The sequence below is a fragment of the Deinococcus carri genome (assembly GCF_039545055.1).
GTDB lineage: Bacteria > Deinococcota > Deinococci > Deinococcales > Deinococcaceae > Deinococcus > Deinococcus carri.
In genome coordinates, this window is sequence record NZ_BAABRP010000005.1 from 1 (window position 1) to 24,785 (window position 24,785).

Sequence of the window (24,785 nt, forward strand, 5' to 3'; positions counted from 1 at the left end):
TGCCGCCCGCAACACGGGGCTGGGCTGGCTGCTCACCGCGGGTCTGACCCTGCTGCTCACCGTGATGGGTGCCCGCAGTGCCGCCACCCACCGCGCTATCCCCGAAATTCCCGTCGAACGCCGATAACCCTTTCCCTTCAAGCGCCGCTTCCCTCACCGGGGGCGGCGCTTTTCTGTCTGCGGTAGCCTGCCCCCATGACCGAGCCGCCCACCCTCTCCCCCGCCGCGCAGCGTGCCCGGCAACTCGCCACCACCGGCCTGATTCTGGGCGTGTTTCTGGCCGCCCTCGAATCGAGCGTGGTGGCGACCGCCATGCCCAGCGTGATCGCGGACCTGGGAGGCCAGCGGCTGTACGCGCTGCCCTTTGCCGTGTACCTGCTCACCAGCACTGTCAGCAGCCCGCTGTGGGGCCGGGCCTCGGACGTGGTGGGACGGCGGCGGCTGTATCTGGTGGGCGTGGTGCTGTTTCTGGTGGGCAGTGCCCTGTGCGGCCTCGCGCAGAGCATGGGCTGGCTGGTGGCGGCGCGTGCCCTCCAGGGCCTGGGCGCGGGGGCGGTCCTGCCCCTCACGATGACCATCGTGGGCGAAACCTACCGGCTCAGCGAGCGCGGGCGGGTGCAAGCTTTTATCAGCGCCGTGTGGGGGCTGTCGGGGTTGCTGGGGCCGCTGCTGGGGGGCTGGCTGACCGACACGCTGTCGTGGCGCTGGACCTTCTATGCCAGCCTGCCGTTTGGTCTGGCGGCGCTGGCGATCGCGCTGCGGCACCTGCCCGAGACAGGCACGCCCCGCCCGGCGCGGCTCGATTGGGCGGGGGCGGCCCTCTTTACCGTGGGGAGCGGGCTGACAGTGTGGGGGCTGGAGGGTCGGGCGTGGGGACTGGTCGCGCTGGGCCTGCTGACGCTGCTTGCCGCCGTCGGGGTCGAGCGGCGGCACCCCGAACCGCTGCTGCCCATGGGGGCGCTGCGGCAGCGGACCACCGCCATCGCCTTCGCGGGCAACCTGCTGGGGGGCGCGGCCTATTTCGGGGTCATCGCGTACCTGCCCCTCTACGCGCAGGGGGTCGGCGGGCGCGGTGCGACGGGCGCGGGGGCGATCCTCACGCCGATGCTGGTGGGCTGGACGCTGGCGAGCATGCTGAGCGCCCCACTGCTGACCCGGGTGCCGCTGGCGCGGCTGGCACAACTGGGCTTCCTGGTGCTGACAGCAACGTTCGCGCTGCTGACCTTCACGGTCCACGCGCCACTGTGGGTCACGTCCGCGCTGGGCTTCGTGGTGGGGATGGGCATGGGCTTTGCGATGCTGAGCCTGCTGCTCTCGGCCCAGGAACAGGCCGCCCGCCCGGAACTGGGGGCCGTGACCAGCGGCGTGCTGTTCGCCCGGCAGATGGGCGGGGCGCTGGGGGTCGCGCTGATGGCCCTGCTGATCGGCGCGGGGGCCATCGCCTCGGGCGGCCCGGCCCTGGCGGAGGGGTTGCGCCGCGCCTACCTGCTGGCCGTCGGGCTGGTCGCGGCGGGCTTCGTGCTGAGCCTGACCTTGCGGCTGGGACAGCCCGCAGCAGCGCAGGCGGGGGATTGAGGGGGGCGCTCAGGAGTCGACTGTCTAACGGTCAGACCGTCGAACAGCCGGGCTGCCTGTTGCTCCCGGACTCTTTCGAAGGTCAGACCTCTTGACCGTTCGACCCAAGGAAGGTGCCCCTGCTGGAGCGGGCGCGGATGCCCTGCACGTCGAGGCCAGCGGGAACAGCCTTCAGCGGCTCCGGAACGCCGTGTGGCTTGCCAGAGCGTGCCCCAACACCCAGTTTTCCCGCCGCGGTGGTACGCCGCGTCCTCGGTGACGCCTGCCGCGTGACGCGTGATGAGGTCGAGGTTGCGGAGGGAGGTGCGGCCCAGTCTACCCGTCCAGCACCGTCAGCACGGCGTCGATGATTCGTTCGCCATACGCCTCGATGCGCTTCTCGCCCATCCCCGGCAGGCCGCGCAGGTCGTCCAGGGTGCGGGGCTGCCGGGCGGCCAGGGCTTCGAGGGTCGCGTTCGGGAAGATGACGAAGGCGCTGTGCCCCGTCTCGCGGCTGAGTTCCTTGCGAAGTTCGCGCAGGGCCTCTGCGACCTCGGGATTGGGTTGTGGGTTGTGGGGTGTGGGCTGTGGGGAGGACGGGAAGAGGGCGGCGGGTGGCGTTTCCGGCTGACGGCTGCTCGCTGAAGGCTGATGGCTGGCCTCTGGCAGCTGGACGCTCCCCCGCAGTAATCCCAGCACCGTCGCGTTCCCCGCTGCCCCCCGCGCGGCCTCCGTCTGCTGTTGGCTGACCGCTGAGGGCTGACGGCTGACCGCTTCCCGCACCACCTCCAGCACCTCCTGGCCGTACTGCTCCAGCTTGCGCCCGCCCACGCCGCTCACGCTGCCCAGGGTGGCGAGGCTGCCGGGGCGCAATTCCGCGATGGTTTTCAGAGTCGCGTCGTTGAAGATGACGTAGGGGGGCACGGCCTGCTCGCGGGCCTTCGCCAGCCGCCACTGACGCAGCGCCTCAAACAGTGGCTGGTCCTGGGCGTCCACCGGGGCGCGGCCCTGGCGGGGAGCGCGCTCCCGGTCGCGTCTGGAGGGCTTCAGCACCAGCGTTTCCTCACGCAGCTTCAGCGTTTCCTCGCCCTTCAGCAAGGGGCGGGCCTTGCCAGTGGCGCTGAGGCCGTGGTGGTCGCCCGCCGCGAGGTACCCCAGGCTGACCAGCTGGCGCAGCAGCCCCCGCCACGTCTTCTCGTCGTGCCCCTGCCCGACGCCGAAGGTGGGCAGCAGGTGGTGGCCCATCGCCCGCACCTTCTCGGTGTCGCGGCCCAGCAACACGTCGGTGAGGTGCGCCGCGCCGAAGCGGTTGCCGGTGCGGATGGCGGCGGAAAGGGCCATCTGCGCCTCGCGGGTAGCGTCGCGGACACGCGGCGGATTCAGGCACACGTCGCAGTTGCCGCACGGCTCCGGCAGCCTCTCGCCGAAGTAGCCCAGCAGGACCTGGCGGCGGCAGGTACTCGCCTCACAGTAGGTGAGCAGGGCATCGAGTTTGGCGGCCTCGACGCGCTTCACTTCCTCGGGGGCCAGGCTCTGCGCCAGCATCCGTTTCACGTTCACCACGTCGGCCAGGCCGTAGACCATCCAGGCGGTGCCCGGCAGCCCGTCGCGCCCGGCCCGGCCCGTCTCCTGGTAGTACCCCTCCATGCTCTTGGGCAGGTCGAGGTGCGCCACGAAGCGCACGTTGGGCTTGTCGATGCCCATCCCGAAGGCCACCGTCGCCACCACGACCAGCCCCTCCTCGTTCAGGAAGCGGTCCTGCGCCAGATTCCGCTCGCGCGGCGAGAGGCCCGCGTGGTAGGGCAGCGCGTCCACCCCCTGCGCCTGGAGCCACTTCGCCGTCTCCTCCACCGACTTGCGCGAGAGGCAGTACACGATGCCCGCGTCGCCCGCGTGCTCCGAGCGGATGAAGTCGAGAAGCTGGCTCTTGGGGCCTTCCTTTTGCGCCACGCGGTACTGAATGTTGGGGCGGTCGAAGGAGGAGATGAACCGCGGGGCGCCTTGCAGCCCCAGCACTCGCAAGATGTCGGCCCGCGTGCGGTCGTCGGCGGTGGCGGTCAGCGCGACGCGCGGCAGATGCGGGAAGCGTTCGGGCAGGACGTGCAGTTGCCCGTACTCGGGCCGGAAATCGTGCCCCCACTGCGAGACGCAGTGGGCCTCGTCGATGGCGAAGAGGGCGACCGGGGCGCGGTCCAGCAGGTCGAGGGTGCGGGGCAGCAGCAGCCGTTCGGGCGCGACGTACAGCAGGTCAAGGTCCCCGGCCAGCAGCGCGTCTTCCACCTCGCGCACCCCTTCCGGGCTGAGGGTAGAGTTCAGGAAGGCGGCCCGGACGCCCACCTGCCGCAGTGCATCCACCTGGTCCTTCATCAGCGCGATCAGGGGCGAGACCACGATGCCCACGCCGGGCCGCAGGAGCGAGGGCACCTGATAGCACAGGCTTTTGCCGCCGCCCGTCGGCATCAGCACCAGCGCATTGCCCCCCTCGGCCACCGTGCGGACGATGTCGGCCTGCACGCCGCGAAAGGCGTCGTAACCCCACACGGCCTTCAGGACTTCGCGGGCGCGCTGGTCGGTGGGGACGGGGGCAGAGGAGGGTGGGGCGGCGGTCATCCCCGGCAGGATAGCGCGTTACGCTAAGGGCGTAAAAGCCGGACATCCCAGTTCGCGGGTGTCCGGCTTCCCAAAAGGGAAAGGGGTCAGAAGCCGATCTGCGACTGAAGCTCCGCGGTGGTCCGCCATTCGGTCGTGCCCGTGCCCGCCGCCGAGTTGACGGCGGTGCCCTCGGCGCTGAGCTGCCCGAAAACACTCGCGCTGGCGGTGATGTTCAGGTCCACCACATTCCAGCCGCGCTGGGTGTTGACCGACACGGTGACGGGCAGGTTGCTGATGGCGGAGATGCCCAGCAGCGCCGCGCAGTTGACTGTGCCGCGCAGCTGGGTCGCGCCGTCGGCGTACAGCCACGCGCGGGCGTGCAGGCCCCGGCTCAGCGGGCCGGTTTTGCGGCCCTCGACCGCGCTCACCTGCCGCGTGCCGTTCATGTCCTGAACATTGAGAACCGCCACCACGTAACCGCGCGTACTCGGCGTGCTGCTGGTGACCGTGCCGGTGCAGCGCAGCCCGCTCATCACGTCGGCGGCGGTCATGGTCTTGCCACTCAGGGCCGCCTCGCCAGGCAGGGTCAGGGCAAACGTGCCGTCCGCGTTCACGGGGGCGCTGACATCCGCCAGGTCGGGCACGCTGACCGTCCCGCTGCCGCTCCAGGTCGTCACCTTGCCGTTGATGACGGCGACGGTCGGTTGATCGGAAGCCTGGGGCGGCGTGTTGTTGCCGCAGGCGGTCAGGGCGAGGGCGGCACCGGCAAACAGCACGAAACGGGGCAGGTTGTTCATGACGCGCTCAGTCTACTGTCATCCCCAGTCCGGAGGCCGCGAAATCCCACACATCCCCGCTCAGCCCCCCACCTCGATCACGGTCCGGCCCCGCACACGCCCCGCCAGAATCTCCCCGGCCAGGGCGGGCACGTCACTCAGCGGCCGCACCTGGGTCACGTCCGCGAGCCTGTCCGCGGGGAGGTCACGGGCCAGGCGTGCCCAGGCAGCGCGGCGGCGCTCGGCGGGGCAATTGACCGAATCGATGCCCAGCAGGTTCACCCCGCGCAGGATGAAGGGAAAGACGGTGGTGTCCAGGGCATTCCCGCCCGCCAGACCGCAGGCCGCGACCGCGCCGTGGGTGCGCGTGCTGGCGAGTGCCCCCGCCAGCGTGTCGGCCCCCACGCTGTCCACCACGCCCGCCCAGCGTTCCTTTTCCAGGGGGCGCTTCAGGGCGGGCAGTTCCTCACGGCCTATCACACTGGAAGCCCCCAGGGAGCGGAGGTAGGCTTCCTCCTCCTGCCGCCCGGTGCTGGCCGTGACCGCAAAGCCCGCCGCCGCGAGCAGAGCGACCGCCGTGCTGCCCACACCCCCCGCCGCGCCCGTCACCAGCACCTCGCCGCTGCCGGGAGTGACGCCGTGTTCCTCCAGCGCCATCACGGCGAGCATGGCGGTGAAGCCCGCCGTGCCCACGCTCATGGCCCACCGCGCGTCCGTGCCCTCCGGCAGCGGCACCAGCCACTCGGGGCGGACCCGCGCGTATTCGGCATAGCCCCCGTCCTGGCGCTCACCGATGCCCCAGCCGGTCAGCAGGACGGGCGTGCCGGGCGCGTAGGTGCCGCTGCGGTCCTCAACCACTGTTCCGGCCAGGTCGATGCCGGGGGTCATCGGGTACGACTTCAGCACGCCGGGGCGGCCCGCGACGGCCAGCCCATCCTTGTAGTTCAGGCTGGAGTGCGTGACCCGCACCAGCGCGTCGCCGGCGGGCAGGTCGGCCAGGGTCAGGGTCTGGAACTCGGACCGCGCGCCCGACTCGTCCTTGACGGCGCGCAGGGCACGAAACTCTTCGGGCAGGCGGGGGCCAGGCTGGGTCATGGGAAATCAGCGTACCGCAGTGCGCAGCGGTGAGCGATGAGCTTTGAGCTATGAACCACCACTCGGAAGCTTCCGCTTCTGGCGTCAGCCATCTTTTTCATAGCTCACGGCTCATCGCCTCTCAGCGCACGTCCTCGAACTCCGTCACCGCGTGGGCCAGGGCGTCCGTGGTGGTGGCCTGATAGCCCGCCCACACCAGCCAGAGGGCGTGCAGGGCACGTTGCGCGGCGAGCAGCGCGGCTTCCACCCCCGGTGTCTGCTCGTCTCCGGCGGCGGCCAGCGTGACCGTGAGGTGCAGCTTGGCATTCAGGTAGCGCGCCTGCTCGCCGCGGGTGCCGTCGTACACGTAGACGACCTCCTCCCAGTCGGGGCGAAGGTGCTCCCAGACCAGGCGCGTGACCGCGGCGTGGCTTCCCAGGCAGAGGGTCTGGGCGGGCGTGCCGTCCGGGGTGGACAGGCCCCGTTCCTGGCAGAGCTGGGCCGCCAGACCGCTCACATCGCGGTCCACACTCTCGCGGAAGCGGGCCTGAATCACGGCGCGGGCCGAATCTCTGGAAGCTCTGGACATAGTGAATAGATTATATTCTGTTTTGAGCGAATCCGAAACTGCCGCAGGACTGGGCGGCGCGCTAGCCTGCCGGACATGACGCCCGACCTCTCCCCCACCCTGCCTCCGGAGATGCAGGCCGTGACGGAACGCGCCGCCCAGTCCATCCGCGCCCACGCCGAGGCCTGCGAGGTCGCCGAGGACGTGACGCCGGAGGCGGCGGAGGCGCTGCGGGCGAGCGGCTACACCCGGCTGACGCTGCCGCGCGAGGCGGGCGGCCTGGGCGCGACGCTGGAGCAGTACGCGGCGGCGCAAACCACGCTGGGCGAGGCGAACGCCGGGCTGGCGCTGGTGCTGGCGATGCACACCCATGTGGTCGGGGCGGCCTTTCAGGGGCGGACGGTGCCGGAGGCGCTGCTGGCGGTGCTGGCGCGGGCCAGCGTGGAGGGCCAGCTGGTGAACTCGCTGGCGAGCGAGCCGGAACTGGGCAGCCCCTCGCGCGGGGGCCTGCCGCGCACAGCCGCCGTGCCGGGCGGGAATGGCTGGCGGGTCACCGGCCGCAAGACCTGGGCGACGGGTGCCCGCGCGCTGAGCCTGGCCCTGGTCACGGCGGCCACCCCGGACGGCGAGGTCCTGCGCCTGCTGGTGCCCATGCAGGCCCCCGGCGTGCAGGTCGAGCCGACCTGGACGGACGCCCTCGCGCTCAGAAGCAGCGGCAGCCACGACGTGACCTTCCGGGACGTTCACGTGCCCGCAGACCACACCGCCCCGCCCGCTCCCGGACACCCCGCGAGCAGCGCGTGGTTCTGGACCGCCATCGCCGCAACGTACCTGGGGGTCGGCTTCGCGGCCCTGCATGCCCTGGTCGGCTACGCGCGGGAGCGGGTGCCCACCGCCCTGGGCCGGCCGATTGCCACTCTGCCCCGCGTGCAGGAGAACGTGGGGCGCATCGCCGCCGAGCTGCACGCCGCCCGCGCCCTGTTGCTGGAGGCGGCCCGCGCCTGGGACACGGCCCCCACCGCGGCCTCCGTGCCCCTCCTCGCGGCGGCCAAGGCCCACGCCACCAACGCCGCCGTGAGTGCCACCGACCTGGCGGGGCGGACGGCGGGGGGGGCGGCCCTCACGCCCGCGCTGCCGCTGGCCCGGCTGCTGCGCGATGCCCGCGCGGGCCTGACGCACCCGCCCGCCGACGAGGTGAGCTACGGGAGCCTGGGGGCGGCGCTGCTGGGCGTGGAGGCGGGCCGCTGAGCGCGTGATTGTGCCTCATCCTGGGGCCAGCTACACTCGCTGGGTGCGCCGTGCCGTCCTTCTGATTCTGGTTGTTCTCGCGGGCCTGGTGGCCCTGCTGGCCCCCGCCTTTCCCGCTCTGACCCGCTACGGCGCACTGCCCCACAAGGCCGACGGCCCGGTGACGGTGCTGCTGGCCGGCGTGGACGTGGATTACGACGACAAGTCGGGCATGTGGCCGTGGCCAGCCAAACCTGAGCAGTACGACCAGCGCACCGACACCATCGTGCTGGCGCAGGTGCGGCCCGACGGCACGGCGAACCTGCTGAGCATTCCGCGCGACACCTGGGTGAACCTCCCCGGCTGGGGCTGGAGCAAGATCAACGCGGCCAACCCCCACGGCGGGCCGGAGCTGCTGGTGCGGTCGGTGGAGGACCTCACCGGGATTCGGGTGGACGCCTACAGCCTGCTCTCCCTGAACGCCCTGCGCGCGCTGACGGAAGCGGCGGGCGGCGTGACGCTGGACGTGCCGCAGCGCATGAAGTACGACGACAACGCCGGGAAGCTGCATATCGACCTCCAGCCGGGCCGCCAACACCTCAGCGGGCAGCAGGCGGAAGGCTTCCTGCGCTTTCGCCACGACGGTATGGGCGACATCGGGCGGGTGGCGCGGCAGCAGACCTACCTGACGGCGCTGGTGGGGCAGATAAAAAGCCCGCTGAACTGGTGGCGGCTGCCCGCGATGGTCGGCGCACTCGACCAGAATACCAAGTCCAACCTGACCCGGCAGGAGGTGGGGGCGCTGCTGGGCGCGGCGCTGGGGGGCGTGAAGGTCAACATGCACACCGTTCCCGGCAGCTTCGGCGGGGGCGGCACCTGGCTGCCCGACCGCGCGGCCCTGCGCGCGCTGGTGGCCGAAAACTTCCGCGACCCCAACGACCCGCGCGCCCTGACCGTCGCGGTGGTCAACCTCGCCGCGCCGGACGGCAGCGCCCGCCGCCTCAGGACCAGGCTGGAGGAATTGGGCTATCAGGACGTGCGAATCGCGGAAGAACCCCGCACGGATGGCGTGCCCACCACTGTCAGCGGTGCGGCGGCGGCCAGCGTGCTGCGCGACGTGGGTCACGGCGAGGTCACGCGGCAGGGCGGCGTGCCGGGGGCCGACGTGACCGTGCGCCTGGGCAGCGACACCCCGGCGAACTGAGCGGGGCGGCGCGCGGCTTTTGTAATGCCTGGCCCCGCCCACCGGCGCACTTGAGCTATACTGCTGGGGTAAATCCTCGAAGCGAGGTGGGTGCTCTGCCCCACCTTTTTTCGTGGAGGGGGTGGTTTGCAGGCCCGCGAAGGCGGCCCACAATATGAATAACAACGCAGCTCAAAACTTGACAGCTCAACCCTCGAACAGTCTCCAGCACCTCGCAGACAACGTGCTGCGGCCGCTGGGATTCGAGGTGCTGGACGTGCAGGTGCAGAACCCCGGACGGCGGCCCATCGTCGTGATTCGCATGGACCGCCTGGACGAACAACCCGTGACCGTCGAGGACCTGGAACAGGCCAGCCGCGTGGTCGGCGCGGAGTTCGACCGCGTGGACCCCATCGCGGGCGAGTACCGCCTGGAGCTGGAATCGCCCGGGGCCAAGCGCCCGCTGACCCGGGCGCGACACTTCGAGCGGATGCTGGGCCTCAAGGCGCGCGTGCGCGGCGAGGGACACGCCTTTACCGCGCCGATCAAGACGGTCGAGGGCGAGCAGGTGACGTTCGATGTCGAGGGCCAGGGCGACGTGACCCTCACCATCGGGACCTTCCAGGGCAACCTGGCCGAGTTCCCCGACCGGCACCGCTGAACACGGGCCAGGCCAACAGGGCCAGCACAACAGGCCAGCAAAACAGGAAGGAAGAGTGGGATGACCCAGGGTGAATTCAATTTCGCGGACGCGCTGCGTGAAGTGGCGCAGCAACGCAACATCAACGAGATGCAGCTGATCGAGGCTTTCGAGCAGTCGCTGGCGCAGGCCTACACCCGCAACGTGGAACCCGACCGGCGCGTCGAGGTCCACCTTGACCCCGTCAGCGGCGAACTTGAAGTGCTGATCGTGCGCGAGGTGGTCGAGAAGGCCGAGGACGAGAACCTCCAGATCTCGCTGGCCGACGCGCTCGAACTCGACCCCGGCGTCGAGATCGGCATGGAGATGGAGTTCCCGGTAGACCGCGAGAAGTTCTCGCGCATCGCGCTTCAGGCCGCCAAGCAGACGCTGACGCAGAAGATGCGCGAAACCGAGCGCAACGTGGTCTACAACGAGTACAAGGACCGCGAGGGCCAGGTGCTGACCGCCCAGGTCGTCCGCAGCGACAACAAGGGCAACTGGTTCGTGGAGCTGGGCGCGGGCGAGGCGATTTTGCCCCCCCGCGAGCAGATTCCCGGCGAGAAGCTGGTGCCCGGCAACCGCGTCAAGATCTACCTCAAGGAAGTCCGCAAGACGCCCAAGGGGCCGACCATCCTGGCGAGCCGCGCCGACGAGCGGCTGCTGGACTACCTGCTGCGGCAGGAAATCCCGGAAGTCGCCAACGGCATCGTGGAGATCAAGGCGATTGCCCGCGAGGCGGGGCAGCGCTCCAAGGTGGCCGTCTACAGCCACAACCCCAACGTGGACCCCATCGGGGCCTGCATCGGGCACCGCGGCAACCGCATCCAGGCCGTGACCGGCGAGCTGGGGCGCGAGCGCGTAGACGTGATCCTGTGGGACGCCAACACCCGCGACTTCATCCGCAACGCGCTCTCGCCCGCCAAGGTGGGCCTGATCGAGGTGCAGCCTGACAGCCGCGAGGCGACCGTGACGGTCACGCCCGACCAGCTTTCCCTCGCCATCGGCAAGGGTGGGCAGAACGTGCGGCTGGCCGCCAAGCTGACCGGCTTCAAGATCGACCTGCGCGAAACGGCGGCCGTCAGCGACCTCGACGCCGCCATGCAGCAGGCGATGCAGGAGGGGCAGCCGGGCGCGGGGCCGAGCAGCGCCGCCGCCTCAGCCTTCGACGCGCTGTTCAAGGACAGCCGCTCGGTGGCGACCGCCAGCCCGGACGACGAGCAGGAGTAACGCCGCGCCTATGCCGCTGTCCGCCCCCAGGCCCCGCCACGTTCCGGAACGCACCTGCGTCGCCTGCCGCCGCAAACGGCCCCAGGATGAACTGGTGCGCGTGACGCGGACTCCGGCAGGCTGGCGGGTGCTGCCGGGCCAGCGGACCGGGCGGGGGGCCTACCTGTGCGCCGACTTGCCCGAATGCTGGCAGGAAAAGCGGCTGCGGCGGGCCTTCCGGGGCGACGCTCCGGCGATCAGCGCCGAGCTGCGCACCCTGAACCTCTCTAACCCATCTATGGATCAGCCCATGACAACCTGATCTTTGCCGCCCCCACCCCCCAAGGTGGAGCGGCGGGCCTCACCGGAGGTGAGCATGTCGAAAGTTCGCATCTATACCCTCGCCAAGGACCTTGGCGTGGACAACGCAAAAATGCTGGAAATCCTCGACAGCCTGGGCGTGTCCTACAAGAGCGTGAGCAGCACCATCGAGGAAGACACGGTCGGCCTGATCAAGGAGATGCTGGCCGAGGAAGCCGCGTCCGGCACCGGCGCTGCCACCAGCACCGACACCACCGAGGCGGACGCCGCGCAGACCCCTACCCCTCAGAACATCTCCTCCCAGAACACCCCCACCCAGGCGGCCCCCGCGCCGGCCACGGCCCAGAGCGTGCCGCAGCCCGCCGTGACCGCTACCGCCGAACGTGAGCCGGAGGCCCCCGTGAACACACAACCGGAACTGCCGCACCGCGCCCCCGTCGTCACCATCATGGGCCACGTGGACCACGGCAAGACCAGCCTGCTGGACTACATCCGCAAGACGAAGGTCGCGGCCAAGGAGGCGGGCGGCATCACCCAGCACGTCGGGGCCTTTGAGGCGCGGACGAGCAAGGGCAAGATCGTCTTTATCGACACGCCCGGCCACGAGGCGTTCACGACCATCCGCGCGCGCGGCGCGAACGTGGCGGACATCGCCATCATCGTGATTGCCGCCGACGACTCGCTGATGCCCCAGACGCGCGAGGCCATCGCGCACGCGCAGGCGGCCAAGGTGCCCATGCTGGTGGCGGTCAACAAGATCGACCTGCCGCAGGCCGACCCCGAGCGCGTCAAGACCGACCTCACCACCCTGAACCTCGTGCCCGAGGAGTACGGCGGCGACACCATCGTGGTGCCCGTCAGCGCCCGCACGGGCGAGGGCGTGGAGGACCTGCTGGAGTACATCAGCCTGACCGCCGAACTCGAAGACCTGCGCGCCGACCCCAAGGGCAGCTTCAGCGGCGTGGTCATCGAGAGCCGCGTGGACCGTCAGGCGGGCGTGCTGGCGACCGTGATGGTGCAGGAAGGCACGCTGCACGTCGGGGACTTCCTGGTCGTGGGCGAGGGCTACGGCAAGATCAAGGCGATGACCGACTCCAATGGCGGGCGCATCAAGGAGGCCGGACCCAGCACGCCCGTGCAGGTTCTGGGCTTTTCCGAGGCCCCGGCCAGCGGTGAGAAGGTCGTCAGCGCCAAGAACGAACACGCGGCCCGCGAGGTGATCGCGCAGCGTGCCAGCGACCGCCGCGACGCCGAGAACGCCCGCACCCAGCGCAAGAAGACGCTGGAAGAGATGATGGGGCCGCTCGGGGAAACCCGCACGGTGAACCTGATCCTGCGTGCGGACACCCAGGGCAGCCTGGAAGCCATCCAGGGCATCCTCGCCAAGAAGGAAACCGAGGACGTCAAGCTGAACGTGCTGCTGGCGGGCATCGGGTCGCCCACCGAGGGCGACGTGCTGCTGGCCTCCACCGCCGAGGCGACCATCCTGTGCTTCAACGTGACGGCCTCGGGCGGCGTGAAAAAGGTGGCGGACACCAAGGGCATCGAACTGGGCACCTTCCGCATCATCTACGAGCTGATCGACGAGGTGGACCGCCTGATCAAGGGCAACCTCGAACCCGTCTTCGAGGAGCGTTACCTGGGCCGCGCCGAGGTCCGCATGGTGATTCGCCACCCCAAGAGCGGCAACATCGCCGGGTCCTACGTGACCGACGGCATGCTGCGCCGCAACGCGAAGGCCAAGGTCACGCGCGGCAAGCAGGTCGTGTACGAGGGCACCATCGTGGGCCTCAAGCGCTTCAAGGACGATGTCCGCGAGGTGCAGACCGGCTACGAGTGCGGTATCAACCTCGACTGGAACGACGTGCAGGAAGGCGACATCATCGAGGCCAGCGAGATGGTGGAAGTCGAGCAGGCGTAAGGAAGCGGGCAGCTTCCAGCAACCAGCAGCCAGCAAAAGAGAGGGGCGGTTCCCGTGTGGGGCCGCCCCTTTTTTGTTTTCCCTGCTCCACTGGGAGAGGGGAGCAGGGAAAACGACGAGCGGGCCGGGACCTTGCTGGCGGCTGGGCGCTAGCCGCGCGCCTCAGCGGTTGAAGGGCGTCTCGTTGACCCAGTGGAAGCCTCGGGTGGTCAGCCGCTGGGCGTCGGGGTCGGGGGCCAGTTCGAGGGTGAAGGGCGTGCCGCCTTCCTCGCCGCGCAGCAGGAGGTGGCCGGCGGGGGTGCGGGTAGAGCGGAAGGTGGTGGAACTGCCTCTCAGCGTCACGGTCAGCTCGGCGGCGGTGGGGTCGGCTTCATAAGTGCCCCGGAGGTCGTCGCCACTCACGCGGCGGACGCGCACGCCGGAGTAGGTCTGGCCCGACTGGGAATAAACCCGGTCACTCAGGGCCACCTTCTGCCAGCGGGTGTCGTCTTCCAGGCGGGCGGCGGCGGGGCGCGAATCGTTCAGCACGGTGTAGATGCCCGCCAGGTCCGAGGCGGCAGGCCAGGCAGCATACTGCCGCTGCATCTGGCTGACCGCGAAGGGCGGGTAGGCCAGGGCCGCCAGGGCGAGCAGGGCCGCGCCGCCCGCCCCCAGCCAGCGCCACAGGGGGCGGGCATGCGGCACGGGAAAGCGCACCGGGGCCGCCGGGCGGTTGAGCAGCAGCGCCCACAGCCGCGGCAGAAAGGGAATCAGCAGCAGCAGGCAGAACAGCAGCAGATGGGCCGAGAACAGCTTGACCGGCACGTCGTAGCTGAGGTTCAGCAGGAACACGTAGGCCATCACGCCCGCGCCCAGCAGCGCGCCCGGCAGGCTGGTCCGGCGAAACAGCAGCAGCGCCCCCGCGACCGCCTCGGCCAGCCCGCCCGCCACCTCGTACAGCGGGAAGGCCCCGACGGAGCGCCACAGCAGGCCCATCGGACTCATCTCGCCCAGAGGGGTCAGCAGGTCGGTCAAGTCGGGGGCGGGCATCTGGCTCAGCAGCACCTTGCTCCAGCCGTAGAACAGCAGAAAGAAGCCCGCATAGAAGCGCAGCGCCGTATGGGCGGACCAGAAGAGGCGCTCGGTGAGGTGCCCCCGCCGCTCCAGCAGGCTCCAGACCAGCGTGACCAGCAGCGCCGTCAGCAGGAAGAGGGCCGCCAGCACGTAATTTTCCAGCGTGTCGCCGCTGCCGTTCTGGGGCAGGCGCGGCGGCAGGGGCTGATGCACCACGGTCTGGGCGAACCACGCCGAGGCCGCTTGCCAGGGCAGGAACAGCCCGTTGGTGACCGTCAGCAGACCGTAGACCAGCGCAAAACGGAAACCCACCCGTTGCCGCAGGGGCGGACGGGCGGGCGCGGGTGAGGCGGGGAGGGCCATGCTTCCCGTTCTACCCCGCGAGAGGTGGCTGCTCATCCACAGTTGGGATGAAGGCCGCGGGAAGGGTCAGGTGCCGGAGGTGTCGCTGCCGAAAGTGCCGGTGCCCGCCCCGTTGCCGCTGCTGTCGCCGGGGCGGTCAAAGCCACGGGGGCCGTCCTGCCCGCCGCGGTGGTGCCCACGCGGGCCGTGCCCTCCGCGACCGCCGAAGCCGAGGGGATTCTGCTGGAGTCGCCCCTTCATCCCGGCGGCGCGGTCACTGGGGATGTCGCCGGCCCGCACCTCCTGGTCGATGGTGGCGCTGCCCGCGGCGACGGCCGCCGCCCGCAGGCGCTCCACGCTGATGCCGAGCTGCGCGGCGAGTTTCTGGAGAAAGACGCCTTCGTAATTGGTGCCGCTCTGGGAACGCTGCGGGGCAGTCTGTCCTGCTGGACCACCCGCGGTGCCCGGAGCCTGCTGCCCCGGCTGGGCGGGCTGCACCCGCTGGGGGGTGGCCGAGGTGCCCGCCGCGAACACCAGACCCGCCGTGAGGGGCAGGGCGGCGGCGAGGGCAATCAGGGGGGCGCGTTTGCTGTTGCGCTTCATGGGTCACGCTCCTGTGGGGAATGTCCGGCCCGACGGGGGCCGGCAGGAGCAGAGTGGCGGGAGGCGGTTAAGCGGGGGCTAAAACGCCTGTCCCGTCGCCCTCCGGTCAGGAAGGGCCTGCTATGCTGGGCTGCCTTTCCTTCCGGCCCCCCTATGTCTCAGCCCCAGCCCGCCCCTCCCCACCCCGACGCGACGCCGCTGTGGCGCGCGCACCTGCTGGCGTGGCCGGGCATGCTGACGCTGCTGTCGGTGCTGGCGGTGCTGCTGGGGCATCAGCCGCCGGTGACGGATCAGGGGGCGCGCCTGACCGCGGGCAATGTCGCCCCGGCGCTGCCGGAAGCGCGGCCCGCACCGCCGCCGTCCCCCGGCCCCGCGCTGCTCGCGGCCGCTCCCCCAGAAGCGGTCTGGCTGACGCCTCTGTCCGCCGAAGTGCCCGCCCCCGTTCCCCTGTGGACCGCGCCCACGTTGCCACGCACCCTCGCGCTGCTGGGGCGGCGGCAGACGGACGGCGGCTGAGGGAAGCTTTCAGCCGTCAGCGTTCAGCTCTGAATGAGCCGCAATCAGACCTTTTGTCAAAAAGACCCCCCTTGCGAGGAAGGGCTGGGAAGAGGGTGGCGAGCGCCAGCCTGCCCGCACGACACACCCCCACCCCAACTCCCGGAGTTCACCTGTGACCTACAACAATCCGAACCGCAACCGCCGTCCGCCGCCCAGGCGTGCGGCCCCGACCGCCAGCAAGCCGAACCTCTGGACCGGGCTGCTGCTGCTGCTGACGCTGCTCGCCAGCCTGCTGTACATCTGGCGGCCCTGGGAACACACCAAGACGCCCCTCTCGCTCTGGAACGACCAGTACCAGTTCATGACGCTGGGCCTGGACCTCAAGGGCGGCCTGCGCATCGAACTCGCGCCTGAGAGCGGCAACGCCACCCGCGACGAACTCGACCGGGTCAAGACCGTTATCGAGAACCGCATCAACGCCCTGGGCGTGGCCGAGCCGACCGTGACCGTGGCGGGCGGCAAGCGCGTGGTCGTGGAGATTCCCGGCGCGACCCCGCAGGTGCAGCAGCGAGCGCGCGAGATCATCCAGCGCACTGCCCGGCTGGAGTTCCGCGTCGTGAACCAGGGGGCGCGGCCCGATCCCACGCTGGCCCAGCAGAACCCACGCACCGGCGGCTACAAGCTCTCGGACCTGGGGCCGGTGCAGGCGACGGGTGAAGTGATCGCCAACGCGGCCGCCGCCACCGACCCGACGCGCGGCGGCTGGGTGGTCACCTTCCAGACCACGCCGAAGGGCGCGCAGACCTTCGGTGACTTTACCGGCCGGAACGTGGGGCGGCTGATGGCGGTCGTGCTCGACGATCAGATTCAGTCGGTGGCGACCATCCAGCAGCGCCTCTTCCGTGACGTGCAGATCAGCGGCAACTTCGACGCCGAGGAGGCCAGCCAGCTCGCGCTGGTGCTCAAGTCCGGCGCGCTGCCGATCAAGATCAAGACCGAAGCCGAGCGGGCCATCGGGCCGACGCTGGGGGCCGACGCCATCCGCAGCGGCGCGATTGCCGCGCTGGTGGGCATCGGGCTGGTGTTCGCCATGCTGTTTTTCTACTACGGCTTCTGGTTCGGGCTGGTGGCCGCGCTGGGCCTGCTGTTTTCCAGCATCCTGATCCTGGGGCTGCTGGGCGGCTTCGGGGCCACCCTCACGCTGCCGGGCATCGCGGGCTTGGTGCTCACCATCGGCGCGGCCGTGGACGGCAACGTGATCTCCTTCGAACGCATCAAGGAGGAGATGCACAAGGGCAAGGGCCTGAAGAACGCCATCGGCGCGGGCTACCAGCACTCGACCGCCGCGATTCTGGACGTGAACGCCTCGCACCTGCTCTCGGCACTGGCGCTGTACAACTACTCGACCGGCCCGGTCAAGGGCTTTGCCGTCACCCTGATCATCGGCGTGATCGCCTCCACCTTCTCGAACCTGGTGTTCGCCAAGTGGGGCCTTCAGGTGCTCGCGCAGCGCCATCCCAACGCCAGCGCGCCCACCCGCATCGGCAAGACGAACATCAACTTCATGCGGGCCGCGCCCATCGTGACCTCCGCCAGCGTGCTGCTGGCGCTGGCGGGGAGCCTGATCGTGGGCACCCGCGGCCTGAACTACGGGGTGGACTTCAGCCCCGGCACCACCCTCACGGTGCGGGCGAGCGGGCAGACGACCACCGAGCAGATGCGCGCCGCCGTGACGGGCGCGGGCGTCGCCAAGGTCACGCCGCAGAGCGCCACCATTCAGCGCAACGAGACGCCGGGCCTCAGCGGCGCGCAGTACACGGTCAAGGTGCCCGAACTCACCGCGCCCGAGGTGCAGACGCTCAGCGCCGCGATCAATAAGCTTCCGCAGGGTGAGGTGCAGGCCAGCGAGACGGTCGGTCCCGCCGTCGGCAAGGAACTCACCCAGAAGACCCTGTACGCCGTGCTGCTGGGCCTGGCCCTGATTCTGGTGTACGTGGCCTTCCGCTTCGACTTCATCCTGGGTCTGGGCAGCATCGTGGCGGCCCTCCACGACGTGGCGATTGCGATGGGCCTCTTCAGCCTGCTGGGCCTGGAATTCACGATTGCCAGCGTCGCGGCACTGCTGACCCTGATCGGCTACTCGCTGAACGACTCGATCATCGTCTCCGACCGTATCCGCGAGAACCTGCGCGAGATGCGCGGGCGGCCCTACCGCGAGATCGTGAACACCTCCATCAACCAGACGCTCTCGCGCACGGTCATGACCTCGGTCAGCACCATGCTGCCCCTGGTCAGCCTGCTGATCTTCGGCGGCCCGGTCCTGCGCGACTTCAGCCTGATCCTGCTGATCGGCATCCTGGTCGGTACCTACTCCTCGATCTACATCGTCGCGCCGATGGTGGTCTACCTGGAGGAGTGGAAGGACAAGCGGAAGGGGGCCGCGCCCGTCAAGGCGTGAGGTGAGGGGTTAGGGTTTAGGAATGAGGACGAGAGGGGGCAGCTTCCGGGTGGGGGCTGCCTCCTCCCTTTGGGGTCAGGGCTGGCGGAGGTCGCCGTTTGCGTTGAGGGTGGCAAGGACGGAAGAAGGTTCAGGGAGGCCGGGGGGCGGTCCGCCTTCCCCGTCCGCTGTGGTGAAGGCGATGGCAGCCACGCCCCAGCGGGAGCGGTCGGGCGTCTCCAGCAATTCGCCTGGGCCTGCCTGACCAAACGGCCTGACGAGAAACAGGGGGGTCCAGCGGTTGAGGGCTACTTCGCCTCCCCCCAGCGTCCGCATGGAGTAACCGCCCTGCGGAACGGGCAGGCATGTGCCCAGCGTCCCCACCCACACCTGCACCTCCCCTGCCTCGCAGCCGTTCGCAGCGGTGCCGACCGTCACGCGCAGCCTGCCCCGGCGGCGGGCTTCCTCGGGCAGGGGCGAGACGGAATAGCCACCGTCAGACAGGCCGTAAGCCACGCCCTGCGCGCCTGTAGGTACGGGCACGCTGAAGGCGGCCACACGGCCCAGCTGTTTTTCCTCGGCGGTCAGCGGGACGGCCCGCAGCGCCGCCGGGTCACGGGGGGCACAGGCCGCGAGCAGCAGCACAAGCGCAACGCCGAGGAACCATCTCATACGGGATTGCTCTGATTCCCGGACATCTGGAAAAGCGCCAGATGTTCCTGCCCGCCCTGAAAGCGTGTCCAGAGGCGGCTCTGGACACTGGGCGGTTCCATTGCCGCAACCACGTCCTTTTTGCCACTCGCTCTCCTGCGGAGCTGTGCCAGTCCGCTCGGATGATTCAAAGGAATCATCGCAATTTGGTATCACCCGCTTATCCTCGCACGGACCTGTCTGAGCCGCCCCACCCCCTCCCCGCTGGCTTTCCCCTACCTTGAGGCATGACCGACACCCGCACCAAGCGCAAGCTGAACTGGAACAGCCACCACGTCACGCAGGGCGACGAGCGTGCGCCGAACCGGGCCATGCTGCGGGCGGTGGGCTTTCAGGACGGCGACTTCGACAAGGCGATCATCGGCGTGGCACACGCGCAGAGCAACATCACGCCCTGCAACAACGGGCTGGGTGAACTGGCGGACCACATCACTGGCGCAATTCACGAGGGCGGCGCGATGCCCCAGATTTACGGCACCATCACGGTGTCCGACGGCATCAGCATGGGCACCGAGGGCATGAAGTGTTCGCTGGTCAGCCGCGAGGTGATCGCGGACTCCATCGAAACCGTCTCGCGCGGGCAGTCTCACGACGGCGTGATCGTGGTGGGCGGCTGTGACAAGAACATGCCCGGAGCGATGATCGGGATTGCCCGGTTGAACATCCCCGCCGTCTTCGTGTATGGCGGCACGATCAAGCCGGGGCACTACGAGGGCAAGGACCTCACCATCGTGTCCGTGTTCGAGGCGGTCGGGGCCTACGGCGCGGGCAAGATGAGCCGCGAGGACTTCGAGCAGATCGAGAAGCGCGCCTGTCCCGGCAACGGCTCCTGCGGGGGCATGTACACCGCCAACACCATGAGCAGCGCCTTCGAGGCGATGGGCATGAGCCTGCCGCACTCCTCCACCATGAGCGCCGTGGACGCCGAAAAGGCCGTCTCCGCCGCCGACAGCGCCCGCGCCCTCCTGCACCTCATCGAGCAGGACATCCGCCCACTGGACATCCTGACGAAGGAAGCCTTCGAGAACGCCATCACGGTCGTCATGGCGGTCGGCGGCTCGACCAACGCGGTGCTGCACCTGATGGCGATTGCCCACGCCTGCGACATTGACCTGACCCTGGAGGACTTCGAGCGCATCCGCGAGCGCACGCCCATCTTCTGTGACCTCAAGCCCAGCGGGAAGTACGTCGCCACCGACCTGCACGAGGTGGGCGGCATTCCCCGCGTTATGAAGATGCTGCTCTCGGCGGGCCTGCTGCACGGCGGCTGCCTCACGGTGACCGGGAAGACCGTGGCGGAGAATCTGGCGGACGAGCCGGACCAGCCCGACCCCGGCCAGGACGTGATCCTGCCCTTCGACCAGCCCCTTTACGAACAGGGGCACCTCGCCATCCTGCGCGGGAACCTTGCCCCGGAAGGCAGCGTCGCCAAGATCAGCGGCCTGAAGCAGATCAAGATCACCGGCCCCGCCCGCGTCTTCGACTCGGAAGAGGAATGCATGGCCGCCATCATGGGCGACCGGATTCGCGCCGGGGACGTGCTGGTCATCCGCTACGAGGGACCCCGGGGCGGCCCCGGCATGCGCGAGATGCTCTCGCCCACCAGCGCCATCATCGGCAAGGGCCTGGGCGACAGCGTGGGCCTGATCACCGACGGGCGCTTCTCGGGCGGCACCTACGGCCTGGTCGTGGGCCACGTCGCTCCCGAGGCGTACGTGGGTGGCCCCATCGCGCTGGTGCAGGAGGGCGACACCATCGAACTGAACGCCGAGACCTGCGAGCTGACCCTGCATGTGGACGAAGCGGAAATCGCCCGCCGCCGCGCCGCGTGGGTCGCGCCGGAACCGCGCTACAAGCGGGGCGTGCTGGCGAAATACGCGCGGGTGGTGAGCAGCGCGGCGCGGGGGGCGGTGACGGATTGAGGGGATGAGGGTTGAGGGGCCGCTGATCTGAGAGGGGGCGGCCCCTGCATCTGGAATAGGGTGAGACATGGCGGTGCCGGATTACCAGACGTTCATGCGACCCCTGTTGAAGCTGCTGGCGGACGGTACTACGCAGCGGATGCGTGACATCTATGCGGCCCTGGCGACTGAGTTTCAGTTGACGGAAAGTGAGATGGCGGAACTGCTCCCCAGCGGCAGGCAACCCACCTACATGAACCGGATCGGCTGGGCGAAGACCTATCTGCTGAAGGCAGGCGCATTGGAGAGTTCACAACGCGGCTGGGTTCAGGTGACGGAGCGTGGCCGGGAGCTGTTGCGAACGCAACCGGAAATCAACGCCCGGACCCTGACGGCATTCGCGGAGTTCCAAGAGTTTCAGGGGACAGGGGCCGTCCAAGCCCCCACCCAGGCCGCACCACTTCCAGATGCTGCCGCCTCCCCAAACACGCTCCTGTCGCCCGAAGAGCAACTCGCAGCCCTGTATGCGGAATTGAACAAGGCTCTGGCTGCCGAGTTGCTCTCACAGGTGCAGGAGCTGACGCCCGCGCAATTCGAGCGGCTGGTGGTCGAGGTTCTCCTGGCGATGGGCTATGGCGGCAGCATGCGGGATGCCGGACAGGCCCTCGGGCGCAGTGGCGACAACGGGATAGATGGCCTCATCAAGCAGGACCCGCTCGGCCTGGATCGCATCTACCTTCAGGCCAAGAAGTGGCAGAACCCTGTTCACAGTCCCGAAATCCGCACCTTCGCCGGAAGCCTGACTTATCACAAGGCATCAAAAGGTGTTTTCCTGACGACCTCAACGTTCAGTGACGGAGCCAGAACGACCGCCCAGCAAATCGGAAACATCATTTTGATTGACGGCCCGCAACTCGCCCAGTTGATGATCGAGTATGGCGTCGGCGTCGACATTCACTCCACCTACCATGTCAAGCGCGTGAACAGCGGGTTCTTCGAGGAACTCTGACCCCAGGGGACGCCCGCCCCCTCCCCCCTCCGCTAGACTCCCCGCATGTTCGCCCCCTCCGGTGCCCCGTCCGTCACGGTGGCTTTTCTCGCGGGCCTGATTTCCTTTCTCAGCCCGTGCGTGCTGCCGCTGGTGCCCAGTTACCTGGGTGTCATCGGCGGAGCGCGGGCACCGCTGCTGCGGGCGCTGGGCTTCATCCTGGGCTTTGGGCTGGTGTTTATCGCGCTGGGGGCGACGGCGAGCAGCCTGGGTGCCCTGCTCGCGCCGCACAAGATTCTGCTGGGGAGCTTGGCGGGGGTGCTCATCATCTTCTTCGGACTGGTGATGCTGGGCGTGGTGCGCCTGCCCTGGCTGATGCGCGACACGCGGGCGCTGGCGGATGCGGGCGGGTACGGTCCGGTCGCCCTCGGCGCGGCCTTCGCCTTCGGCTGGAGTCCCTGCCTCGGCCCGGCGCTGGGGAGCATCCTGGGGCTGGCGGCCAGCAGCGCAAGCCTGGGCACCGGCGTGGGCCTGCTCGCCGCCTACACGCTGGGGCTGGCCGTGCCATTCCTGCTGGCGGCCCTGCTGTGGCATCGCCTGAACCTGCGCCGCCTGAACCGCTACGCGGGCATTTTTGAAAAGGTCGGTGGTGCGGTGCTGGTGCTGGTCGGGCTGCTGATGGTGACCGGACAATTCACGCGGCTGGCGACATTTTTCTATGAGGTGATGCCCGCGTGGCTGAAGGTGTGAGTGCGCGGGACGCGGGACGCGGGACGCAGGAACAGACGGACCTCACCGCGCACCGCGTACCGCGTCCTGCGCCCCCCCACGCCCTCCAGCTCCGCGACCTCTGGCTCCGCCTGGGCCGTGAAGTCATCCTGCGCGGCGTGACGCTGGACGTGCCTGCCGGCGAGGGCATCACGCTGCTGGGCGAGAACGGGGCGGGCAAGACGACACTGCTGCGGCTGCTGGCGTCGGGGTTGCGGCCCACGCGGGGCGAGGGGCGGGTGCTGGGCTTCGACCTGCGGGACGGGCGGGCGGTACGCGACCTCATCCACCTGATGCCGGTGGACGCGGGGCTGTACCCCGACCTGACGGGCACGGAAAACCTCGACTTTGCACTGGGGATGCACGGGCAGCGGGGGGACGCGGCGGGGGCGCTGCGGCGGGTGGGGCTGGAACGGGCCGCCGCCCGCCGCACGCGGTTTCTCTCGGCGGGAATGCGAAAGCGCCTGGCCCTGGCGCGGGCGCACCTGCTCGCCCGGCCCGTCACGCTGGTGGACGAACCCTTCGCCAATCTGGACGACGCGGGGCGGCAACTCACGCTGGAGCTGCTGGGCGACCTTGCCGGGCAGGGCGTGACCCTGGTGGTCGCCGCCCACGAACCCGACCTCGCGCGGCAGGTGGCCCCACGGGCGCTGCGGCTGGCGGGCGGGAAGCTGGAGGAGGCGTGAGGGAGGCGGTACGCGGTACGCGGTACGCGGGAGCGGCTTGCCTCCCATCTTTTCACCGCGCACCGCGCACTGCGCCCCGCGTCCTGCCCGGAGGGCACCTATGAACGCCGCCCTCACCCTCGCCCTCAAGGACCTGCGCGTGGCCGGGCGGACCCGCGACACGCTGCTCGCCACCGCCTTCTTCGCGGGGCTGGTGCTGTTGGTGCTGGGTCTGGCTCTGGGGGGGGACACGTCTGCCCGCACGTCCGCGCAGACGGCAGGCGTGGCGGCGGGGGCCGTGTGGACGGCGCTCGCGCTCGCGGCGGCGGTGGGAGCGCAGCGGGCCTTCGCGCAGGAGCAGGAGGCGGGGGCGCTGGAGCAACTGCTGCTGTATCCGGGGGCGCATGGGGCGCTGTACGTAGGCAAGCTGCTGGGCGTGCTGGGGCCGCTGCTGCTGGTCGCGGCCTTCACGCTTCCGGCGGGCCTGGTCCTGTTTGGCGCGGCGGGCGCGGGGCGGGCGGTGCCCTGGGCGGCGCTGGCCCTCACCACGGTGCTGGGTGTGGTGGGCTTCGCGGCGGGGACGACCTTTTACGGCTCCATCACCGTGAACCTGCGGGCGCGGGAGGCGCTGCTTCCAGCCCTGGCCTTTCCCATTCTGGTCCCCGTCGTCATCGCCAGCGTGAAGGCCACCAGCCTGCTGCTAACCGGCGGCTGGTCGCCCGAAGTCACGACGTGGGTGGTGTTCCTGGCCGCGTTCGACCTGGGCACGGTGATTCTGGCGACGCTGCTGTTCGGATTCGCAGTGGAGGGGTAGAGGGGGCGCGGGAGGCAGTGCGCGGTACGCAGTGAGAGCCTTTTCCGGCGTACCACGCACCGCGCACCGCGTACCCCTACCCCCCCGCCACCAGCAGCACCGCCCGCCCGTCGTGGTCCCCGGTCGTCTCTGTCGGTGTGTCTAGCCGTGACCCCATGTCCACGTATCCGGCCCGCTTGTACACGCTGCGGCTGTTCAGCTTATCGGCCAGGTCCTCGCGCGCCACCTGGAAGGAGCGGTAGGGGTGGCCGGGGCGCGGCAGCAGGCGCACGCCCTCCAGGCTGAAGGCCCCGGTAAAGGCATAGCCCTGCGCCAGCGGCACCGGGCCGAAGATGCGCCCGTGGTTGTTGGGAATCCAGAAGGGGCCGTCGCTGAACGCCTCGCCCTCCCCGGTGGGCAGCATGGGGTAGAGCTTGCCCCCGACCTCGCCCCAGTAGCCGGTGCTGTGGCCGCCCTTCGGGCCGTACCCGGCGGCAGTCATGGCGGTCAACAGGCGCTCGCGGGCCTCCTCCGGCGTGCGGGCGGCGCGGTCCACAAACAGCACGTTGACGGGTTCGCGCAGGGTGCGCCCGCCCAGCTTCTCTCCCAGCCAGGTGGCGGGGACGAGGTCTTTCGTGATCATCCAGCGGCCCACCGTGCCCACGTCGGGCACCGAGACGGGGGCGTCGGCGGGCTGGTATGTCGCCGGGTCGGGCAGAGGGGCAGCGGGAGCAGGGGCCGAGGCCGTGGGCGCGCAGGCGGCCAGCAGCGCGGCGGACAGGGCGGCGAGGGCCAGCAGGGACAGGACGCGGGAACGCTTCATGGGTGAACCTCCGGGAAAAGGTGGGCTGGGCTTCTAAGACTGGGCTTCTGAACTGGACCTCTACCGTACCAGCCTTCAGTCTCCCCACAACCGACAACC

General features: G+C 69.8%; 22 protein-coding genes. 14 read left to right on the top strand and 8 right to left on the bottom strand.

Translation table 11 applies throughout. The annotated features are described in order from the left end of the window. Positions 1–195 precede the first annotated feature (195 nt). The gene (locus tag ABEA67_RS08405) at positions 196–1,575 is read left to right on the top strand and encodes an MDR family MFS transporter (protein ID WP_345463750.1); all 1,380 of its coding nucleotides are present in this window, start codon (positions 196–198) and stop codon (positions 1,573–1,575) included. Positions 1,576–1,890: 315 nt separating this feature from the next. Here ABEA67_RS08405 and recQ read toward each other — a convergent pair whose 3' ends face one another. The 4 genes from recQ to ABEA67_RS08425 all read right to left on the bottom strand — a co-directional run bounded on the left by recQ (position 1,891) and on the right by ABEA67_RS08425 (position 6,585). Beyond that, on the bottom strand, positions 1,891–4,164 hold the full coding sequence (gene recQ, locus ABEA67_RS08410) for a DNA helicase RecQ (RefSeq protein ID WP_345463753.1): 2,274 nt from the start codon (positions 4,162–4,164) through the stop codon (positions 1,891–1,893). A gap of 86 nt (positions 4,165–4,250) precedes the next feature. After that, positions 4,251–4,943, bottom strand: coding sequence for a hypothetical protein (locus ABEA67_RS08415; RefSeq protein ID WP_345463756.1), 693 nt, complete (start codon positions 4,941–4,943; stop codon positions 4,251–4,253). A gap of 60 nt (positions 4,944–5,003) precedes the next feature. Then, the gene (locus ABEA67_RS08420) at positions 5,004–6,017 is read right to left on the bottom strand and encodes an MDR family oxidoreductase (protein ID WP_345463759.1); all 1,014 of its coding nucleotides are present in this window, start codon (positions 6,015–6,017) and stop codon (positions 5,004–5,006) included. Positions 6,018–6,138: 121 nt separating this feature from the next. Beyond that, positions 6,139–6,585: a hypothetical protein gene (locus tag ABEA67_RS08425; RefSeq protein WP_345463762.1), complete on the bottom strand. Its 447-nt coding sequence runs from the start codon at positions 6,583–6,585 to the stop codon at positions 6,139–6,141. Between the two features lie 75 nt (positions 6,586–6,660). Between ABEA67_RS08425 and ABEA67_RS08430 the strand changes: the two genes are divergently transcribed. The 6 genes from ABEA67_RS08430 (at position 6,661) to infB (ending at position 13,104) form a co-directional block, all read left to right on the top strand. Continuing rightward, complete coding sequence (locus ABEA67_RS08430) at positions 6,661–7,812, top strand: acyl-CoA dehydrogenase family protein (RefSeq protein WP_345463765.1); 1,152 nt, start codon at positions 6,661–6,663, stop codon at positions 7,810–7,812. A 43-nt stretch (positions 7,813–7,855) separates the two neighbouring features. Continuing rightward, positions 7,856–8,995 carry an LCP family protein gene (locus ABEA67_RS08435; RefSeq protein WP_345463768.1) on the top strand — a complete coding sequence of 380 codons (1,140 nt, stop codon included), beginning with the start codon at positions 7,856–7,858 and terminating at the stop codon, positions 8,993–8,995. A gap of 154 nt (positions 8,996–9,149) precedes the next feature. Then, entirely contained in the window at positions 9,150–9,635 is a 486-nt protein-coding gene (gene rimP, locus ABEA67_RS08440; RefSeq protein WP_345463771.1) for a ribosome maturation factor RimP, read from the top strand. 60 nt (positions 9,636–9,695) lie between these two features. Beyond that, a complete protein-coding gene (gene nusA / locus ABEA67_RS08445) occupies positions 9,696–10,883 on the top strand; it encodes a transcription termination factor NusA (protein ID WP_345463774.1) in 1,188 nt (395 codons plus the stop codon). Positions 10,884–10,893: 10 nt separating this feature from the next. After that, positions 10,894–11,184, top strand: coding sequence for a YlxR family protein (locus ABEA67_RS08450; RefSeq protein WP_345463777.1), 291 nt, complete (start codon positions 10,894–10,896; stop codon positions 11,182–11,184). A 54-nt stretch (positions 11,185–11,238) separates the two neighbouring features. Then, positions 11,239–13,104: a translation initiation factor IF-2 gene (infB, locus tag ABEA67_RS08455; protein WP_345463780.1), complete on the top strand. Its 1,866-nt coding sequence runs from the start codon at positions 11,239–11,241 to the stop codon at positions 13,102–13,104. A 162-nt stretch (positions 13,105–13,266) separates the two neighbouring features. Here the strand turns inward: infB and ABEA67_RS08460 are convergent, their stop codons facing one another. Then, on the bottom strand, positions 13,267–14,520 hold the full coding sequence (locus ABEA67_RS08460; protein WP_345463783.1) for a hypothetical protein: 1,254 nt from the start codon (positions 14,518–14,520) through the stop codon (positions 13,267–13,269). Positions 14,521–14,586: 66 nt separating this feature from the next. Next, positions 14,587–15,102, bottom strand: a complete 516-nt coding sequence (locus ABEA67_RS08465; RefSeq protein WP_345463786.1) for a hypothetical protein — start codon at positions 15,100–15,102, stop codon at positions 14,587–14,589. A gap of 153 nt (positions 15,103–15,255) precedes the next feature. Here ABEA67_RS08465 and ABEA67_RS08470 point away from each other — a divergent pair, with 153 nt between their 5' ends. Together ABEA67_RS08470 and secD are read left to right on the top strand one after the other, a co-directional pair. Next, positions 15,256–15,618 carry a hypothetical protein gene (locus tag ABEA67_RS08470; RefSeq protein ID WP_345463789.1) on the top strand — a complete coding sequence of 121 codons (363 nt, stop codon included), beginning with the start codon at positions 15,256–15,258 and terminating at the stop codon, positions 15,616–15,618. Between the two features lie 154 nt (positions 15,619–15,772). Then, positions 15,773–18,058, top strand: a complete 2,286-nt coding sequence (gene secD / locus ABEA67_RS08475; protein WP_345463792.1) for a protein translocase subunit SecD — start codon at positions 15,773–15,775, stop codon at positions 18,056–18,058. A gap of 75 nt (positions 18,059–18,133) precedes the next feature. Here the strand turns inward: secD and ABEA67_RS08480 are convergent, their stop codons facing one another. Then, the gene (locus tag ABEA67_RS08480; RefSeq protein ID WP_345463795.1) at positions 18,134–18,709 is read right to left on the bottom strand and encodes a hypothetical protein; all 576 of its coding nucleotides are present in this window, start codon (positions 18,707–18,709) and stop codon (positions 18,134–18,136) included. Between the two features lie 266 nt (positions 18,710–18,975). Between ABEA67_RS08480 and ilvD the strand changes: the two genes are divergently transcribed. The 5 genes from ilvD to ABEA67_RS08505 all read left to right on the top strand — a co-directional run bounded on the left by ilvD (position 18,976) and on the right by ABEA67_RS08505 (position 23,884). Next, on the top strand, positions 18,976–20,670 hold the full coding sequence (ilvD, locus tag ABEA67_RS08485) for a dihydroxy-acid dehydratase (protein ID WP_345463798.1): 1,695 nt from the start codon (positions 18,976–18,978) through the stop codon (positions 20,668–20,670). A gap of 67 nt (positions 20,671–20,737) precedes the next feature. Continuing rightward, positions 20,738–21,658 carry a restriction endonuclease gene (locus ABEA67_RS08490; protein ID WP_345463801.1) on the top strand — a complete coding sequence of 307 codons (921 nt, stop codon included), beginning with the start codon at positions 20,738–20,740 and terminating at the stop codon, positions 21,656–21,658. 45 nt (positions 21,659–21,703) lie between these two features. Beyond that, entirely contained in the window at positions 21,704–22,387 is a 684-nt protein-coding gene (locus tag ABEA67_RS08495) for a cytochrome c biogenesis CcdA family protein (protein WP_345463804.1), read from the top strand. Next, entirely contained in the window at positions 22,372–23,091 is a 720-nt protein-coding gene (locus ABEA67_RS08500) for an ABC transporter ATP-binding protein (RefSeq protein WP_425557168.1), read from the top strand. The genes ABEA67_RS08495 and ABEA67_RS08500 overlap by 16 nt, the downstream gene beginning before the upstream one ends. Positions 23,092–23,191: 100 nt before the next feature. After that, positions 23,192–23,884, top strand: coding sequence for a heme exporter protein CcmB (locus ABEA67_RS08505; protein WP_345463807.1), 693 nt, complete (start codon positions 23,192–23,194; stop codon positions 23,882–23,884). A 76-nt stretch (positions 23,885–23,960) separates the two neighbouring features. On the opposite strand, the gene ABEA67_RS08510 is transcribed toward ABEA67_RS08505, so the two are convergent. Further along, entirely contained in the window at positions 23,961–24,686 is a 726-nt protein-coding gene (locus ABEA67_RS08510; RefSeq protein WP_345463810.1) for a hypothetical protein, read from the bottom strand. Between the last annotated feature and the right edge of the window lie 99 nt (positions 24,687–24,785).